Annotated in this window: 16 protein-coding genes; 13 read left to right on the forward strand and 3 right to left on the reverse strand. The window is 75.0% G+C overall.

Going from position 1 to position 16,295, the window contains the following annotated elements:
* Positions 1-34: 34 nt before the first annotated feature.
* From QF034_RS32910 to QF034_RS32965, 12 genes are all read left to right on the forward strand, one after another.
* Positions 35-997: an NAD-dependent epimerase/dehydratase family protein gene (locus tag QF034_RS32910; RefSeq protein ID WP_307178334.1), complete on the forward strand. Its 963-nt coding sequence runs from the start codon at positions 35-37 to the stop codon at positions 995-997.
* A gap of 145 nt (positions 998-1,142) precedes the next feature.
* Complete coding sequence (locus QF034_RS32915) at positions 1,143-2,789, forward strand: carbamoyltransferase family protein (RefSeq protein WP_307178335.1); 1,647 nt, start codon at positions 1,143-1,145, stop codon at positions 2,787-2,789.
* Complete coding sequence (locus QF034_RS32920; RefSeq protein WP_307178336.1) at positions 2,786-3,784, forward strand: glycosyltransferase; 999 nt, start codon at positions 2,786-2,788, stop codon at positions 3,782-3,784. Before QF034_RS32915 ends, QF034_RS32920 begins: the two co-directional genes overlap by 4 nt.
* Positions 3,781-4,380, forward strand: coding sequence for a D-glycero-alpha-D-manno-heptose-1,7-bisphosphate 7-phosphatase (locus QF034_RS32925; RefSeq protein WP_307178337.1), 600 nt, complete (start codon positions 3,781-3,783; stop codon positions 4,378-4,380). The genes QF034_RS32920 and QF034_RS32925 overlap by 4 nt, the downstream gene beginning before the upstream one ends.
* Positions 4,377-5,369, forward strand: a complete 993-nt coding sequence (locus QF034_RS32930; protein WP_307178338.1) for a glycosyltransferase family 9 protein — start codon at positions 4,377-4,379, stop codon at positions 5,367-5,369. Before QF034_RS32925 ends, QF034_RS32930 begins: the two co-directional genes overlap by 4 nt.
* Positions 5,366-6,316, forward strand: a complete 951-nt coding sequence (locus QF034_RS32935) for a glycosyltransferase (RefSeq protein WP_307178339.1) — start codon at positions 5,366-5,368, stop codon at positions 6,314-6,316. The genes QF034_RS32930 and QF034_RS32935 overlap by 4 nt, the downstream gene beginning before the upstream one ends.
* Entirely contained in the window at positions 6,313-7,530 is a 1,218-nt protein-coding gene (locus tag QF034_RS32940) for a glycosyltransferase (RefSeq protein ID WP_307178340.1), read from the forward strand. Before QF034_RS32935 ends, QF034_RS32940 begins: the two co-directional genes overlap by 4 nt.
* Positions 7,530-8,318: a D-sedoheptulose-7-phosphate isomerase gene (locus QF034_RS32945; protein ID WP_370880899.1), complete on the forward strand. Its 789-nt coding sequence runs from the start codon at positions 7,530-7,532 to the stop codon at positions 8,316-8,318. The genes QF034_RS32940 and QF034_RS32945 overlap by 1 nt, the downstream gene beginning before the upstream one ends.
* 1 nt (position 8,319) lies before the next feature.
* Positions 8,320-9,684: a D-glycero-beta-D-manno-heptose 1-phosphate adenylyltransferase gene (rfaE2, locus tag QF034_RS32950; RefSeq protein ID WP_307178341.1), complete on the forward strand. Its 1,365-nt coding sequence runs from the start codon at positions 8,320-8,322 to the stop codon at positions 9,682-9,684.
* 65 nt (positions 9,685-9,749) lie between these two features.
* Entirely contained in the window at positions 9,750-10,727 is a 978-nt protein-coding gene (locus QF034_RS32955; RefSeq protein WP_307178342.1) for a glycosyltransferase family 9 protein, read from the forward strand.
* Between the two features lie 14 nt (positions 10,728-10,741).
* Positions 10,742-11,623 (forward strand): glycosyltransferase family 2 protein, encoded by an 882-nt coding sequence (locus QF034_RS32960; protein WP_307178343.1) that lies wholly within the window; start codon positions 10,742-10,744, stop codon positions 11,621-11,623.
* Positions 11,620-12,516, forward strand: coding sequence for a glycosyltransferase family 2 protein (locus tag QF034_RS32965; RefSeq protein ID WP_307178344.1), 897 nt, complete (start codon positions 11,620-11,622; stop codon positions 12,514-12,516). Before QF034_RS32960 ends, QF034_RS32965 begins: the two co-directional genes overlap by 4 nt.
* 53 nt (positions 12,517-12,569) lie before the next feature.
* On the opposite strand, the gene QF034_RS32970 is transcribed toward QF034_RS32965, so the two are convergent.
* The 3 genes from QF034_RS32970 to QF034_RS32980 form a co-directional block, all read right to left on the reverse strand.
* Positions 12,570-12,890 (reverse strand): DUF3040 domain-containing protein, encoded by a 321-nt coding sequence (locus QF034_RS32970; protein ID WP_307178345.1) that lies wholly within the window; start codon positions 12,888-12,890, stop codon positions 12,570-12,572.
* A 136-nt stretch (positions 12,891-13,026) separates the two neighbouring features.
* Positions 13,027-13,935: a polysaccharide pyruvyl transferase family protein gene (locus QF034_RS32975; protein WP_307178346.1), complete on the reverse strand. Its 909-nt coding sequence runs from the start codon at positions 13,933-13,935 to the stop codon at positions 13,027-13,029.
* A gap of 79 nt (positions 13,936-14,014) precedes the next feature.
* Positions 14,015-15,457 carry a family 43 glycosylhydrolase gene (locus tag QF034_RS32980; protein ID WP_307178347.1) on the reverse strand — a complete coding sequence of 481 codons (1,443 nt, stop codon included), beginning with the start codon at positions 15,455-15,457 and terminating at the stop codon, positions 14,015-14,017.
* 209 nt (positions 15,458-15,666) lie between these two features.
* Between QF034_RS32980 and QF034_RS32985 the strand changes: the two genes are divergently transcribed.
* Complete coding sequence (locus QF034_RS32985; RefSeq protein ID WP_307178348.1) at positions 15,667-16,179, forward strand: Fur family transcriptional regulator; 513 nt, start codon at positions 15,667-15,669, stop codon at positions 16,177-16,179.
* Positions 16,180-16,295 lie beyond the last annotated feature (116 nt).

Raw genomic sequence — 16,295 nt, forward strand, 5'->3', positions numbered from 1 at the left:
ACGCGCAAGTGAAAGCCAGTGGGAGGAGAGTCCCGTGAGCGGAGATGCCTGGCGCCGGGCCCTGGTGACCGGTGGTGCCGGATTCGTGGGGTCCCATCTGTGCGCGCGGCTGCTCGACGCCGGCACGGAGGTGGTATGCCTGGACAACCTGGCCACCGGCTCCCGAGCGAACGTGGCCGACCTGGAGCAGCGGCCCGGCTTCCGCTTCGTGCGCGGTGACGCCACCGACCCGGCGGCCTGGCGGGCGCTGCCCGGCCGGTTCGGCCTCGTCCTGCACTTCGCCTGCCCGGCCTCGCCCGCCGACTATCTGCGGCTGCCGCTGGAGACCCTCGACGTCGGCAGCACCGGCACCCACCTCGCACTGGAACGCGCCCACGCCGACGGCGCCCGCCTCGTACTCGCCTCCACCTCCGAGGTGTACGGCGACCCGCTGGAGCACCCGCAGCGCGAGACGTACTGGGGCAACGTCAACCCGATCGGGCCGCGCAGCGTCTACGACGAGTCCAAGCGGTTCGCGGAAGCCCTGGTCACCGCCCACCGGGGCGTGCACGGCACCGACGCCGCCATCGTCCGCATCTTCAACACCTACGGCCCCCGCATGCGCACCGGCGACGGCCGCGCCGTCCCCACCTTCATCGCGCAGGCCCTGGACGGCATGCCCCTGACCGTCGCCGGCGAAGGCGGGCAGACGCGCTCGCTGTGCTACGTCGACGACACCGTGGACGGCGTCCTCGCGCTGGCCGCCTCGGCCGAGACCGGGCCCGTGAACATCGGCGGCGGCGACGAGATCACGATGCTGGAGCTGGCCCGCCGGATCGTGGAGATCACCGGCTCCGCCTCCCGTATCCGGTTCGTGGACCGCCCCGTCGACGACCCGGCCCGGCGCCGTCCCGACACCCGGCTGGCCCGCGAGCGGCTCGGCTGGCAGCCCCGCGTCGGCTGGAGCGAGGGACTCGAACGGACCATTGGCTGGTTCTCGCGCTCCGTGGCTGCCTGAGCGCGGTTACAAGGTGAGGTTTCAGCACTACATGAGGTGAAAAATCCGGCTATGTGGCGGTGAGTTGTCTCCAACTGTTTGAGGCAGCTGCAGTGCGGCACTCGCCGAGACGCCGGAGTACGCCACACAGCTCGGGACGGAGCACATGCGCATCCTTGGTATCAACGCCCTGTTCCACGACCCAGCCGCCGCTCTGGTCGTCGACGGCCACACGGTGGCGGCCGCCGAGGAGGAGCGCTTCAGCCGGCGCAAGCACGGCAAGCGCCCGGTGCCCTTCTCCGCGTGGGAGCTGCCCGAGCTGTCCGCCCGCTGGTGCCTGGAGCAGGCGGGCCTGCGGCCCGGGGACCTGGACGCCGTCACCTACTCCTTCGACCCGAAGCTCGCCCGGCCCGCCCGCGACATGGGCCTGAACGACCCCTGGGACCCGCTGCGCCTGGAGTACGCGCGCCGCGCCCCCGAGTTCCTCGCCGAGGCCCTGCCCGGCCTCGACCCCGAGCGGGTCGTCTTCGTCCCCCACCATGTGGCGCACGCCGCCTCCGCCGGGCCCGCCTCCCCGCACCCGGACAGCGCCGTCCTCGTCCTGGACGGCCGCGGCGAGGCCGCCTCCCACCTGGCCGGCCGCTACCGCGACGGCAAGCTCGACACCCTCGCCACCCAGGCGCTGCCCGACTCCCTCGGCCTGGTCTACGAGGACCTCACCGAACACCTCGGGTTCCTGCGCAGCAGCGACGAGTACAAGGTGATGGCCCTCGCCTCCTACGGCACCCCGCGCTTCCTGCCGCAGCTGCGGCAGTACGTCCACCCCACCGGCCACGGCGGCTTCCGCGCCCACGGCGTCGACTGGGCCGCCTTCGCCCCGCCCCGCGCCAAGGGCGAACCCTGGAACCAGGACCACGCCGACCTCGCCGCGAGCACCCAGGCCGTCCTCGAAGAGGTCCTGCTGGAGCTCGTGCACTGGCTGCATCGCGAGGCCGGGGGCGAGGCACTGGCGATGGCCGGGGGCGTCGCCCTCAACTGCGTCGCCAACTCGAAGATCGCGGCCAAGGGCCCGTACCGGGACGTGTGGGTGCAGCCCGCCGCCGGGGACGCCGGCACCGCGCTCGGCGGGGCGCTGCACCTCGCCGAACAGCCCGAGCCCATGCCCGGCGCCGGCCTCGGCCGCGGCTGGAGTGACGACGAACTGCGCGCCTGGCTCGACACGGCCGCGATCCCCTACGAGAAGCCCGACGACATCGCCGAGACCGTCGCCGAGGAACTGGCCCGGGACGGTGTCGTCGCCTGGTTCCAGGGCCGCAGCGAGTACGGGCCGCGCGCCCTCGGGCACCGCTCCCTGCTCGCCCACCCCGGCCGCGCCGAGAACCTGGAACGCCTCAACCACGTCAAGGGCCGCGAGGAGTTCCGGCCCGTCGCCCCGATGGTCCTCGCCGACCGCGCCGCCGACCTGTTCTCCGGCGGCCCGCTGCCCAGCCCGTACATGCTGTTCGTGCACGACGTCGCCCAGGAGTGGCGCGACCGCGTCCCGGCCGCCGTGCACGTCGACGGCACCGCCCGCATCCAGACCGTCGAGGAACGGCGCGAACCGCTGGTGGCGCGGATGCTGAGTGCCTTCGAGCGGCGCACCGGACTGCCCGTGGTCGTCAACACCAGCCTCAACACCGCCGGGCGGCCCATGGTCGACGACCCGCGCGACGCCCTGGAGTGCTTCGGCTCCGCGCCCGTCGACCTGCTGGCCATCGGCCCGTACGCGGTCCGCCGGGGCCGGGCGTTCGACGCAGGAAGGGCAGCAGCATGACCTCGTACGCCGTCGTCATCCCCACCCTCGTACGGGACACCCTCGCCGACTGTCTCGCCGCGCTCGCCGCCGCGACCGGGCCGCGCCCCGAACGGATCGTCCTCGTCGACGACCGGCCCGACCCCGAACCCGGAACCCTGGAGCACCCGTTGAGCGTCCTCGGCGACCTGCGGGAGCGCACCACCGTGCTCACCGGCGGCGGACGCGGCCCCGCCGCCGCACGCAACACCGGGCTGCGGGCCGTGACCGCGCCGTGGACCGTGTTCCTCGACGACGACGTCCAGGTCGGGCCCCACTGGGCCGGCCAACTGGCCGAGGACCTCGCCGAGGCGACGCCCGACATCGCCGGCGTCCAGGGCGACATCACCGTCCCGCTCCCCGGCGAGCGCCGCCCCACCGACTGGGAACGCGGCACCGCGGGACTCGCCCGCGCCCACTGGATCACCGCCGACATGGCCTACCGCACCGAGGCGCTCAAGCAGGCCGGCGGCTTCGACGAACGCTTCCGGCGCGCCTTCCGCGAGGACGCCGACCTCGCGCTGCGCGTCCTCGACGCGGGCTGGCGCATCCGGCAGGGCCGCCGCACCACCCGCCACCCCGTGCGCCCCGCCTCCCGCTGGGTGTCCGTGCGCCAGCAGCGCGGCAACGCCGACGACGCCCTCATGCGGCAGCTGCACGGACCCGACTGGTGGGACAAGGCGGTCGCCCCGCGCGGCCGGATCCGCAAGCACGCGGCGATCACCACCGCGGGCGTCGCCGCGTGCGCCCTCGCCGCCACCGGACACGGCCGCGCCGCGGCGGCCTGCGCGCTCGGCTGGGCGGCCGGCACGGCGGAGTTCGCCCGGGCCCGCATCGCGCCCGGCCCGCGCACCCGCGAGGAGGTGACGACCATGCTGGCGACCAGCGTGCTCATCCCGCCCGCCGCGACCTGGCACCGGCTGACCGGCGCCCTGCGCCACCGCCACGCCCCCTCCTGGCAGGAGGTGGCACGATGAGCCCGGTCAAGGCCGTGCTGTTCGACCGCGACGGCACACTCGTCCACGACGTCCCCTACAACGCCGACCCGGACCGGGTACGCCCCGTCGAGGGCGCCCGCGAGGCGCTCGCCCGCTTGCGTGAACGCGGCATCCGCACCGGAGTCGTCACCAACCAGTCCGGTGTCGCGCGCGGACTGCTCACCGACGCCGACGTCCGCCGCGTCAACCACCGCGTCGACGAACTCCTCGGCCCCTTCGAGGTGTTCGCCGTCTGCCCGCACGGCCCCGACGACGGCTGCCACTGCCGCAAACCCCAGCCCGGCATGGTGCTCTGGGCGGCCGGGCGGATCTGCACCAAGCCCGCCGACCTCGTCGTCATCGGCGACATCGGCGCCGACGTGGAGGCCGCCCGGCGCGCCGGAGCCCACGGCATCCTCGTCCCCACGGCGCACACCCGGCCCGAGGAGATCGCGGACGCGGGCCACGTCGCCCCGGACCTGCTGACCGCCGTCCGGGCCGTCCTGGACGGACCGCCCAAGGGCCGCGTCCTCGCCGACGAACGCCCGATCCAGGAGGCCTTCACGGCCGGCCCGGGGCAGGGGAGGGACGCGTGAAGGCACTCGTCACCCGTCTCGACAGCTTCGGCGACGTCCTGCTCGCCGGACCCGCGATCCGCGCGGTCGCCGCCCGCGCCGACACCGTCACCCTGCTGTGCGGACCGCGCGGCGCGCCCGCCGCCCGGCTGCTCCCGGGCGTCGACGACGTCCTCGTGTGGGACGCGCCCTGGGTGGGCTTCACGCCCCCGCCCGTCGGCCGCGGAGAGGTCGAACTGCTCCTCGACACCATCGACGCCGACACCGCCCTGATCCTGACGTCCTTCCACCAGTCCCCGCTGCCGACCGCTCTGCTGCTGCGCCTGGCCGGCGTGGACTTCATCGCCGCCGACAGCGAGGACTACCCCGGCTCCCTCCTCGACGTACGCCACCACCGCGCCCCGCACGCCCACGAAGTTCAGGCCGCGCTCGACCTCGCCGAGGCCGCCGGGTTCCCGACGCCCGACGACGGCCGGCCCCGGGTGCTCCCGCCGCCCGCCACCGCCGGGCTCACCGGCCCCGAGCCGTACGTCGTCCTGCACCCCGGCGCCAGCGTCCCCGCACGCGCCTGGAGCCCCGGGCGCTGCGCCGAGGCGGTGCGCGAACTGGCCGCCGCCGGGCACCGCGTGGTGGTCACCGGCGGCGCGGGGGAGAAGGACCTGACCGCGTACGTCGCCGGCTCGCACGCCCTCGACCTCGGCGGCCGCACCGGGGCCGCGGAACTCGCCGGCGTCCTCGCCGGCGCCACCGTCGTCGTCACCGGCAACACCGGACCCGCCCACCTCGCCGCCGCCGTCGGCACCCCGGTCGTGTCCCTGTTCTCCCCGGTCGTCCCGGCCGAGCGCTGGCGGCCGTACGGCGTCCCGTACGTGCTGCTCGGCGACCAGGACGCCCCGTGCGCGGACAGCAGGGCGCGGGAGTGCCCCGTGCCCGGCCATCCCTGCCTGGACACCGTCACCGCGCACGACGTGGTGACCGCCGTCGAGAAGCTGATGGGGGAGGCGGCATGAGGATCCTGCTCTGGCACGTGCACGGGTCGTGGACCACCGCGCTCGTGCAGGGACCGCACACCTACGTCGTCCCCGTCACTCCCGACCGGGGCCCCGACGGACTCGGCCGCGCCCGCACCTGGGACTGGCCCGACTCGGTCGTGGAAGTGCCGCCGGAACGGCTGCGGGACGAGGACATCGACGTCGTCGTGCTGCAACGCCCGCACGAACTCGACCTGGTCGACCGGTGGCTGGGCCGCCGCCCGCCGCTGGTGTATCTGGAGCACAACGCCCCGCACGGCGAGGTGCCCGACACCCGCCATCCCGCAGCGGACATCCCCGGTGTCACCCTCGTCCACGTCACGCACTTCAACCGGCTGATGTGGGACGCCGGTCCGGCGCCCAGCACCGTCATCGAGCACGGCATCGTCGACCCCGGGCCGCTGTGGACCGGGGAGCTCGAACGCGCCGCCGTCGCCGTCAACGAGCCGGTCCGGCGCGGCCGTACCACCGGCACCGACCTGCTGCCGGCCTTCGCCGAGGCGGCCCCGCTGGACGTCTTCGGCATGGGCACCGAAGGCCTCGCCGGCCATCTCGGCATCCCCGCCGACCGCTGCCGCTCCCACGAACTCACCCAGAGCGAACTGCACGCGGCCATGGCGCGGCGACGCGTCTACGTCCACCCCGTCCGCTGGACCTCCCTCGGCCTGTCCCTGCTGGAGGCGATGCACCTGGGCATGCCCGTCGTCGCGCTCGCCACCACCGAGGTCACCGAGGCCGTACCGCCCGGCGCCGGAGTGGTCTCCAACCGGATCGACGAACTGACCCGCGCCGTAAGGGACTTCGTCGCCGACCCGCTGCACGCGCGCATGGTCGGCGAGGGAGCACGGGCGGCGGTGCTCGCCCGCTACGGGCTGTCCCGCTTCCTGGACGACTGGGAGCGGCTGCTGAAGGAGGTGGCCCGATGAGGATCGCCATGGTCTCCGAGCACGCGAGCCCCCTCGCCGCGCTCGGCGGCGTCGACGCAGGGGGCCAGAACGTGTACGTGGCCCGCCTGAGCGAGGAACTGGTCCGGCGCGGCCACGACGTGACGGTCTACACCCGCCGTGACGCGCCCGGCCTGCCCGACCGGGTGCCGCTGCCCGGCGGGGCCGTCGTCGTGCACGTGCCCGCCGGGCCGGCCGAGCCCGTCCCCAAGGACGAACTGTTCCCCTACATGCCCGACTTCGGGGCCTGGCTGGCCCGCGCCTGGGCCCACGAGCGGCCGGACGTGGTGCACGCCCACTTCTGGATGTCCGGCATGGCCTCCCGGATCGGCGCCCAGCCGCACGGCGTGCCCGTCGTGCAGACCTTCCACGCACTCGGCACCGTCAAGCGCCGCCACCAGGGCAGGCTCGACACCAGCCCGCCCGAACGCGTCGGCATCGAGCGGCAGATCGGCCGGGGCTGCGCCCGCGTCCTGGCCACCTGCACCGACGAGGTGCACGAACTGGCCGAGCTGGGCGTGCCGCGCCGCCAGGTGTCCGTGGTGCCCTGCGGGGTGGACGCCGGGCACTTCCGGCCCGGGGCACGGTCCGACGGCGTCCCGGCACGCCGCGAGCGGCACCGGCTGCTCGCCTGCGGCCGGCTCGTCCCGCGCAAGGGCTACGACCAGGCCGTACGCGCCCTCGCCCGGATCCCGGACGCCGAACTCCTCATCGCGGGCGGACCCGCCGCCGACCGGCTCGCCGACGACCCCGAGGCGCGGCGGCTGCGGCGGCTCGCGCGGAGCACCGGCGTGGCCGACCGGGTCCGGCTGCTCGGCGCGGTCGACCCGGACGGCATGCCCGCACTCATCGGCAGCGCGGACCTGGTGCTGTGCACGCCGGTCTACGAGCCGTTCGGCATCGTGCCGCTGGAGGCGATGGCCTGCGGCGTGCCCGTCGTCGCCACCGACGTCGGCGGCCACCGCGACAGCGTCGCCGAGGGCACCACGGGCCGGCTCGTCCCGCCGCAGGACCCCGAGTCGATCGCCGGCGCCGTACGCGAACTCCTCACCGACGACGCGCTGCGCCGCCGCTACGGCGGCGCCGGCCGGGACCGCGTCCTCGCCCACTACACCTGGCGGCGCGTCGCCGACGGCGTGGAACAGGTCCACCGCCAGGTCCTCGCCGGACACGCACAGCAGAAGGAGGTGGCGTGATGACCGTGCACCCGCCCGTCACCGGGCACTGCGACGAACTGCAGGACGCCCTGACCTCGTTCCGCGCCTCGGCGCACGTCACCCAGCGGTGGGGCGAGCACCTGGCGGCCGTGCTCACCGGCGGCGGCCGGCTGCTGGCCGCGGGCAACGGCGGCAGCGCGGCCCAGGCCCAGCACCTGACCGCCGAGCTCGTCGGCCGCTACCGCGACGACCGGCCCGCCTTCTCGGCGATCGCCCTGCACGCCGACACCTCCAGCACCACCGCCATCGCCAACGACTACGGCGTGGACGAGGTGTTCGCCCGCCAGGTGCGCGCCCACGGCCGTCCCGGCGACGTCCTGATGCTGCTGTCCACCAGCGGCGCCAGCGCCAACCTGCTGTCCGCCGCGGACGCCGCCCGCGCGGTCGGCGTACGGGTGTGGGCCCTCACCGGCCCCGCGCCCAACCCGCTGATGGCGGGCAGCGACGAGTCCCTGTGCGTCGAGGCACCGACCGGGGCCACCGTGCAGGAACTCCACCTGGTGGCGGTGCACATGGTGTGCGAGGCGTTCGACGCGGCGGTGGAGAACGGGACCTGGCGCGGGCACGGCGCCGGCCGGCGGGACGGCGACGGCCGACAGGACGGGCATGGCGGCCTGCGTGACGGCGACGGCCGGTGGCTCGACGGCAGCGGCGGCCGGCAGAACGGGCACGGTGGCCGGCAGAACGGGCACGGCGGCCGGCGCGACCGCGACGGCCGGTGGCATGACGGCGGTGGCCGCAGCCGCGACGGCAACGGCAGGAGGTGACATGAACGGCAAGGCACCCCTCGTCGTCGTCGGTGACGCGCTGCTGGACCGGGACGTGACCGGGCGCGCCGAACGGCTCGCGCCCGACGCGCCCGTGCCGGTCGTCGACGACTGCGGGGAGCGGACCCGGCCCGGTGGCGCGGCACTCGCCGCCTACCTCGCGGCCCGCGACGGCCGCGATGTCACGCTGGTGGCGGGAGTGGGCGACGACCCGGCCAGCCGCGCGCTGCGCCGCCTCCTGGAACCCTGGCTCACCCTCGTGCCGCTGCCCCTGACCGGCCCGCTGTCCGAGAAGACCCGCGTCCTCGCGCAGGACCGCCCGGTGGTCCGGCTGGACCGCGGCGCGGGCCGCACCCGCGAGGCCACGGACGCGGCCCGCGAAGCCGTCCGCTCCGCGTCCGCCGTCCTGGTCTCCGACTACGGCCGCGGCACCGCCGACACCCTCCGCGACGTCCTCGCCGCCCGCCCGCCGCTGGTCTGGGACCCACACCCGCGCGGCGGCGCCCCCGTGCCCGGAACCCGGCTGGTGACGCCCGCGGAGAAGGAGGCCCACGCCCTCGCCCCGCAGGACGGGACCGCGCGCCGGGACCTGCACGCCGCCGCCCACAGCGCCGCCGCCCTCGTACGGCACTGGCGGGCCGCCGCCGTCGCGGTCACGCTCGGCGCCCGCGGCGCCCTGCTGTCCTACGGGGAGAACCCGCTGCTCGTCCCCGCGCCCGCCGCGCACCCCGGCGACAGCTGCGGGGCCGGGGACCGGTTCGCCGCCACCGCCGCCGGGCTGCTCGCCGACGGTGTCCTGGTCGCCGAGGCCGTCGAGGGCGCCGTCGCCGCCGCGACCGGCTTCGTCGCGGCGGGCGGAGCCGCCGCCGTGCCGAGCGCGGACGCCCGGCCGGCGCCGCCGCCCGACGACGACGATCCGTACGCCCTGGCCGCCCGGGTCCGCGCCGCGCACGGCACGGTCGTCGCCGCCGGGGGCTGCTTCGACCTGCTGCACGCCGGCCACGTCGGCCTGCTGCAGGCCGCCCGGCGGCTCGGCGACTGCCTGGTGGTGTGCGTCAACTCGGACGACTCGGTGCGGCGCCGCAAGGGCGGTGGCCGCCCGGTCAACCCGCTCGCCGACCGGGTCCGGGTCCTGCGCGCGCTGGCCTGCGTCGACGCGGTCGCCGTCTTCGACGAGGACACCCCCGAACGCCTCCTGGCCGACCTGCGCCCCGACGTCTGGGTCAAGGGCGGCGACTACGCGGCCGCCGACCTGCCGGAAGCCGCCCTCCTCCAGAAGTGGGGCGGTCAGGCCGTCCTCCTGCCCTACCTCGACGGCCGCTCCTCGACGGCCCTCATGGAACGGGCGGCGGAAGGAGCACGATGACGGGCCGGCACCCGATGAGCGGGGCTGCGGGGGCGCGCCCGGAGGGCACGCGGCAGGCTGCTGGCATGACACCGGACACGGCACCCGAACCGACGTCACCCCGCCTCCTCGTCCTGCGCGCCCTGGGCCTCGGCGACCTCCTCGCCGGGGTCCCCGCGCTGCGCGCCCTGCGGCGCGCCCACCCCGGGCACGAGCTCGTCCTGGCCGCGCCCGCCGAGCTGGGTCCGGTCGCCGAGGCGACCGGGGCCGTGGACCGGCTGCTGCCCGCCTCCGCGCCGGGCCGGGGCGTGCCGCACACCCTCGACTGGAGCGGTCCGCCGCCGGACGTCGCCGTCGACCTGCACGGCAACGGGCCGCCCAGCCACCGGCTCCTCATGGGGCTGCGCCCGCTGAAGCTGCTCGCCTTCGCCCACCCCGACACGCCCGAGATCGACGGCCCGCCCTGGTACGCGGAGGAACACGAACGCGACCGCTGGTGCCGGCTGCTCCAGTCGTACGGGATCGACGCCGACCCGGCCGACGTGCGCCTGCCCCGCCCGGGCACCGTCTCTCCGGCACCCGGCGCGGTCGTGCTGCATCCCGGCGCCGGGTCACCCGCCCGCTGCTGGCCCGTCGAGCGGTACGCGGCCGTCGCGGACGGGCTGCGCGCCCGGGGCCTGAGGGTCGTGGTGACCGGCGGCGCGGACGAGGGCGACCTCGTGGCCCGGCTCGCCAAGCAGGCCGGCCTGCCCGACACCGACGTGTTCGGCGGCGGCCTCCCGTTCGGCCGGCTGTCCGCCCTCGTCGCCGACGCGTACGCCGTGATCAGCGGCGACACCGGCATCGCCCACCTCGCGGTCGCCCACGCCACGCGCTCCGTCACCCTCTTCGGCCCCGTCGCACCGAGCCGCTGGGGCCCGCCGCCCGGCCCGCGCCACCGCGCGCTGTGGTACGGCCCGGAGGGCGACCCGCACGGCCGCCGCCCCGACCCCGCGCTGCTGCGCATCACCCCCGACGACGTCCTGCGCGCCGTCGACGACCTGCCCGGCATCCGACACCTGTGAGGGGGCACCGCACGATGACCAGCCCGCGTCCGGACGCCACACCCGTCGGCATCGTCATCGCCACCCGCAACCGCTGCGCCGCCCTCGCCGAGGCCCTGCGCCATCTCGTCGCCCTGCCCGAACGACCCCGGATCCTCGTCGCAGACAACGCCTCCACCGACGACACGCGGACCATGCTCGCCCGCGACTTCCCCCAGGTCGGCGTCCTGGCGCTGCCGTTCAACCACGGCGCCCTGGCGCGCAACTACGGCGCCCGTGCCCTGGGCACGCCCTACGTGGCGTTCAGCGACGACGACTCCTGGTGGGCGCCCGGCGCCCTGAGCAGGGCGGCCCGCCTGTTCGAGCGGCACCCGCGGCTCGGGCTCATCGCCGCCCGCACCCTCGTCGGCCCCGCCGCGGACCCCGACCCGCTCAACGACGTGCTCGCCGCCTCGCCCCTCGGGCGGGCCGCCGACCTGCCCGGCACCCAGGTCCTGGGCTTCCTCGCCTGCGCCTCCGTCGTCCGCCGCAGCGCCTATCTCGACGCGGGCGGCTTCCACCGGCTGCTGTTCTTCGGCGGTGAGGAGACCCTGCTCGCCTACGACATGGCGGCCCGCGGCTGGGGCGTCACCCACTGCCCGGACATCCTCGCCCACCACCACCCCGCGCCCTCGCCCCGCACGGGCCGGCCGGTCGTCCAGCGCCGCAACGAACTCCTCACCGCCTGGCTGCGCCGCCCCGTGCCCTACGCACTCGCCCGCACCCGGGCCCTCGCCGCCGAGGCCCGGCACGACGACCACGCCCGGCAAGCCCTGCGCGGCACGCTCGCCCGGCTGCCCGCCGCCCTGCGCGCCCGCAGGCCGCTGCCGCCGCACGTGGAGCGGGCCGCGCGCCTGCTGGAGGGAGCCGCCGCATGACCGACCCCCGTACCACCGTCGTCGTCATCACCCACAACCGGCGCCGGGAGCTGCTGCGCACGCTCGACCGGCTCGCCGAACTGCCGGAGAAGCCACCGGTGATCGTCACCGACAACGGCTCCACGGACGGCACCGCCGACGCCGTCGCCCGCCGTCACCCCTGGGTCCGGCTGCTGCTGCCCGGCCGCAACCTCGGTGCCGTGGGCCGCAACCTGGCGATCCGGCAGGTCCGTACGCCCTACGTCGCCTTCTGCGACGACGACTCCTGGTGGGCACCGGGATCGCTGACGGGGGCCGCCGACCTGCTCGACCGGTATCCGGCGCTCGGCTCGGTCACGGCCCGGATCGTCGTCGAACCGGACGGCACCGACGACCCGATCGTCGAGGAACTGCGCCACTCGCCCGTCCCCGGGCCCGATTGGCTGCCCGGACCGGCCCTCGGCTCGTTCCTGGCCGCCGCGACCGTGCTGCGCACCGACGCCTTCCGGACGGCGGGAGGGTTCCATCCGCGCCTGTGGCTGGGCGGCGAGGAGGAGCTGCTCGCCGCGGACCTGGCGGCCGACGGATGGTGGCTGACGTACGCCGACCACCTGGTGGTGCACCACCACCCGTCCGTGGCCCGGGACGCCACCCTGCGCCGGTCCCACGGCATCCGCAACACCCTGTGGTTCACCTGGCTGCGCCGCCCGGCCGGCCCCGCCCTGCGCCGGACCGTGGACCTGGCCCGCACGGTGCCGCGCGACACCGCGTCCCTGCGCGCCTTCGCCGAGGCCGCCGCCGCCCTGCCGTGGGTGCTGCGCGAACGCCGCGTCCTGCCCCACGAGGTCGAGTCCCGCCTGCGCCTGCTGGAACCGGCCCAGCGCGCCTCGAAGGCCCGCCGCTACACGGGCTGAACCCGCACCCCCACGAGGGATGCGGGTTCAGCCCGCGGATCAGCGGCGGACACTCAGCCCCCGCACCACCGGCACATCAGCCGGAACAGGGCGAACAGCGTCGGCGGCCAGATGACGGCGAACGCCCAGATCACCCCCGGCTCGGAGGTGACCATCCCGGCCACCATCAGCCCGGCCGACACCGCGAGCAGCACCGCCACGGTCCAGACACGGGGGCGGTAGGAGCCGAGGCGGGCAAGCAGCCGGGCGGGGTCGGGGCGGCGGCTCAGTCGCAGGGTGCGCAGCCGGCGGTCGAGACGGCGGTCGCGGCGCAGCGCGCGTTCCATCTCGTCGAGGATGCGCTGCTCGTTCTCGGGAAGTCGGCCGATGGACACGCGCTTTCTCCTTCCGGGCGGCCGGACCGTCTCTCCTCCCGGGGGGACGTACCACGGGGACGTACAGGCGGGGGACGTGCGACGGGGGGACGTACAGCGGCGGATGTACAAGCGGGTGCCCCGTGAAACCCGGGAACTAACCGGGGACCGGCCGCGCCAGCGCCTCGACGAGCCGGTCCGCGCTGTCCGGCACGGTGCCCTCGCGGAACCCGTCCCGGATCTGCCGCGCGGCGACCCGGCCGCCGGTCAGGCACCAGTCCCACCAGCGGTCCAACTGCCGCACGTCCAGCCGCTCGGCGGGCACCAGCGCGGGCCAGCCGCAGGCCCGGGCCTGCGCGGTCATCTTCGCGCCGCCCTCGACCGGGTCGACGGCCAGCACCGGGGTGCCGACCCGCAGCGCGATGACCAGCCCGTGCAGCCGGTCGGTGACGACGAGATCCAGCCGGGCCAGCACGGACTGGAGCTGCGCGGGTGTGGCACTGAGATGCCAGTCGTGCGTGTCGAGCCGCGTCTCCAGCTCCAGCCGGCCGCAGTCCTTCCCGGCCAGCCAGCGCGTCACCTCCTCGGCGACCTGCGTGTGCCGCCGCAGCTCCCCGTACTCCTGCTGCCCGTGCGTGAGGATCACCCCGACGACCGGGCGGGCCGGCGCGTCCGGGGCGCGTGCCGCGAGGTCCTCCACCGGCTCGCTGTCCGGCCCGTCCCGGGGCAGCACCCGGTGGAAGCCGGTCACGGCCGCGCTGGCGGGGTCGATCACCGAGGTGCCGACGGCGATCCGCACACAGTGCGCGAACCGCCGGTGCAGCTCCTCGATCTGCGGCCCGTGCAGCGGGCCGCACACGAACACCAGGTGGGAGTAGTCCTCCGGCCACAGCCGGTCCAGATGCAGGGCCTCCGGACGGAAACCGGGGCTCCAGGCGACGTCGTAGGGGATGCCCGTGCCCAGCAGTACGTCTTCCACCCGGCGCAGGGCCAGTACGTCCCCGGCGGTCGCCTCCCCGTCCCGGAAGCTGAACCACCCGGTCAGCAGAACCCTGCGCGGTCGCATGCCGTCTTGAGTGTGCACACGCCCTGAGTGCCCGCCCACCGGGAAGACAATCAGGGCATTACAGGCAACCGCTCCTTGGTCACTGGCTGTAGAAGGTGGCGTCCGCCCGGTCGGTCGCCGTGCTCACCGCCTGCACGTTCAGCAGGTACTCCCAGTGGCGGACGTATCGCCCCGGGTAGTTGTACGACTCGTACGAGACGCCCGCGGGATCGGCCAGTCCGGCGCGCCGGTGGAAGGCGGCGTCGGACGCGAACTGCGCGCTGCCGTCGTTCTTCTCCAGCCACACCTCGAAGTTCTTGTGCCGCAGGTAGTAACCGGGGAAGTTCGCCGACTCCAGCGAGACGGTGCCACTGCCGGCCAGTCCGGGCACGACGCGGAACTGGGAGTCGGCGAGCTTGGCGACGTTCGCCTCGATCCGGGCCCGGTAGTCGTAGTGGCGGACGAACCGGTCCGGGACGTTGTACGAGGAGAAGCGCTGCGGCGTGACCCCGTCGGCCACGGGGATGCCGAAGTTCGGGGTGCCGTCGGCGTTCCAGTAGACCTTTTGCACGCGGGTGCGGCGGTTGGGGTCGTTCAGCGGGTCGCCGCTGATGTCCTTGTAGCTGCGGTCGTGGTAGACGAGGATGTCGCTCTTTCCGTCCTCGGAGACGGTGAAGGAGTTGTGGCCCGGGCCGTACTGGCTGGTCGCGGCGCTGCCGGCGAACACCGGGGTGGGGCTCTTGCTCCAGGACGCCTGGCTGAGCAGGTTGGCGCTCGCGGAGGCGGTGAGCATGCCCAGGCAGTAGTTGCTGTCGGTGGCGCTGGCCGAGTACGTCATGAACACCTTGCCGCCGCGCTGGATGACCGCCGGGCCCTCGTTGACCTTGTAGCCGACGGTCTCCCAGGAGTAGGTGGGCCGCGACAGCATCACCGGAGTGCCGGTGATCGTCCAGGGGTTGGCCATCCTGGCGAGGTAGATGTCGGTGTTGTTGTTCACGGACGGGTCGCGCTGCGCCCAGGCCAGGTAGCGCACGCCGTTCACGACGAAGGTCGTGGCGTCCAGGGAGAAGCTCTCCCACTGGGTCCTGATCTGCCCCTTCTCGGTCCAGGCGGCGGTGAGCGGGTTGGCGCCCGTGCCCTCCAGGACGTACATCCGGATCGCCCACACGTCGTCCGTGGCGCCCGCCGCGAAGTACACGTACCACTTGCCGTCGATGAAGTGGATCTCCGGCGCCCAGATGTGGGCCCCCATCACACCACTGGCGTGCTTGGTCCAGATGGTCGTCTCGGGGGCCGACCTCAGCCCCTGGAGGGTGGTCGCCCGGCGCAGCACGATGCGGTCGTACTCGGGGACGGTCGCGGTGAAGTAGTAGTAACCGTCGGTGTGTTTGAAGATGTGCGGGTCGGCCCGCTTCTCGGCTATCGGGTTGGTGTACGTCACGGCGGGGGAGTCGGGCACGGCGGCGTGCGCGGGCGGGCCTGCGAGGCAGGTCGCGAGGGCGACGAGGACGGCCAGGAGCAGCCGGACGGCTGTGCGTCTCAAGGGAGTTCTCCAAAAAGGGCCACTGCGTCCGTTATTTCGAACGCAGTTCGTGAATTCGATCAGAAGATAAGTGGGGCTCTTACCCCCGTCAACGGTTCGCGCAGCCGTGACACGCGGCGGGCCGGGTCAGTCGTCGAAGTGAAAACCACATTCATCTAGCATGGTGTGCCGACGAACGCGAACGCGCCGGCCGAGCAAGGAGTCCAGTGATGGGCGAAGCGGAGGAGAGCCCGGCCGTGGAACGCCTCCACACGCCGGGGCTGCGCAGTACGTGGCAGCGCCGGGCCGTGCTCGACACCCTCGGCCGCTGCCACGAGTTCGTCTCCGCGCAGGAACTGCACGCGCTGCTGGCCGCCTCCGGCAGCACCGTGGGGCTCACCACCGTCTACCGCACCCTGCGCGAACTGGACCGAGCCGGGTCGGTGGACGTCGTACGCGACGAGGGCGGCGAGCGGCTCTATCTGGGGCGGCCGGCCGGCGAGCACCGCCACTACCTCATCTGCCGCCGCTGCGGCCGCAGTCGGCCCGTGGACGCCGAGGCCGTCGAGGAGTGGGCCACCCGGCTCGCCGAGACCACGGGCTACACGGAACTGGAGCACACCCTCGAACTCAGCGGCGTCTGCGGCCCCTGCGGGCGCGGGCCGGCCCCGGCGTCCTGCCCGCCGCCCCGCCCGGCCGGCCGGTCAGCCGGAGAAGCGGGCCGTGGCCGTCAGGACGTGTAGGCCGAGGTCGGTGACCGCGTCCCCGGTGGGGCCGCCGAGCACCCGCTCGACGGAGGCCGGTGACAGCACGTCCAGCATCCGGTGCACCTCGCTGCACGGGGCGTCAGCCAGGCCCC

It is taken from the genome of Streptomyces africanus, from assembly GCF_030816955.1.
Classification (GTDB): domain Bacteria; phylum Actinomycetota; class Actinomycetes; order Streptomycetales; family Streptomycetaceae; genus Streptomyces; species Streptomyces africanus.

Coding starts and splice junctions, on each gene's coding strand:
- QF034_RS32935 (WP_307178339.1), top strand. CDS start 5,366: ATGAGGATCCTGCTCTGGCACGTGCACGGGTCGTGGACCACCGCGCTC.
- QF034_RS32975 (WP_307178346.1), bottom strand. CDS start 13,935: ATGCGACCGCGCAGGGTTCTGCTGACCGGGTGGTTCAGCTTCCGGGAC.
- QF034_RS32955 (WP_307178342.1), top strand. CDS start 9,750: ATGACACCGGACACGGCACCCGAACCGACGTCACCCCGCCTCCTCGTC.
- QF034_RS32945 (WP_370880899.1), top strand. CDS start 7,530: ATGACCGTGCACCCGCCCGTCACCGGGCACTGCGACGAACTGCAGGAC.
- QF034_RS32965 (WP_307178344.1), top strand. CDS start 11,620: ATGACCGACCCCCGTACCACCGTCGTCGTCATCACCCACAACCGGCGC.
- QF034_RS32940 (WP_307178340.1), top strand. CDS start 6,313: ATGAGGATCGCCATGGTCTCCGAGCACGCGAGCCCCCTCGCCGCGCTC.
- QF034_RS32960 (WP_307178343.1), top strand. CDS start 10,742: ATGACCAGCCCGCGTCCGGACGCCACACCCGTCGGCATCGTCATCGCC.
- QF034_RS32985 (WP_307178348.1), top strand. CDS start 15,667: ATGGGCGAAGCGGAGGAGAGCCCGGCCGTGGAACGCCTCCACACGCCG.
- QF034_RS32920 (WP_307178336.1), top strand. CDS start 2,786: ATGACCTCGTACGCCGTCGTCATCCCCACCCTCGTACGGGACACCCTC.
- rfaE2 (WP_307178341.1), top strand. CDS start 8,320: ATGAACGGCAAGGCACCCCTCGTCGTCGTCGGTGACGCGCTGCTGGAC.
- QF034_RS32915 (WP_307178335.1), top strand. CDS start 1,143: ATGCGCATCCTTGGTATCAACGCCCTGTTCCACGACCCAGCCGCCGCT.
- QF034_RS32925 (WP_307178337.1), top strand. CDS start 3,781: ATGAGCCCGGTCAAGGCCGTGCTGTTCGACCGCGACGGCACACTCGTC.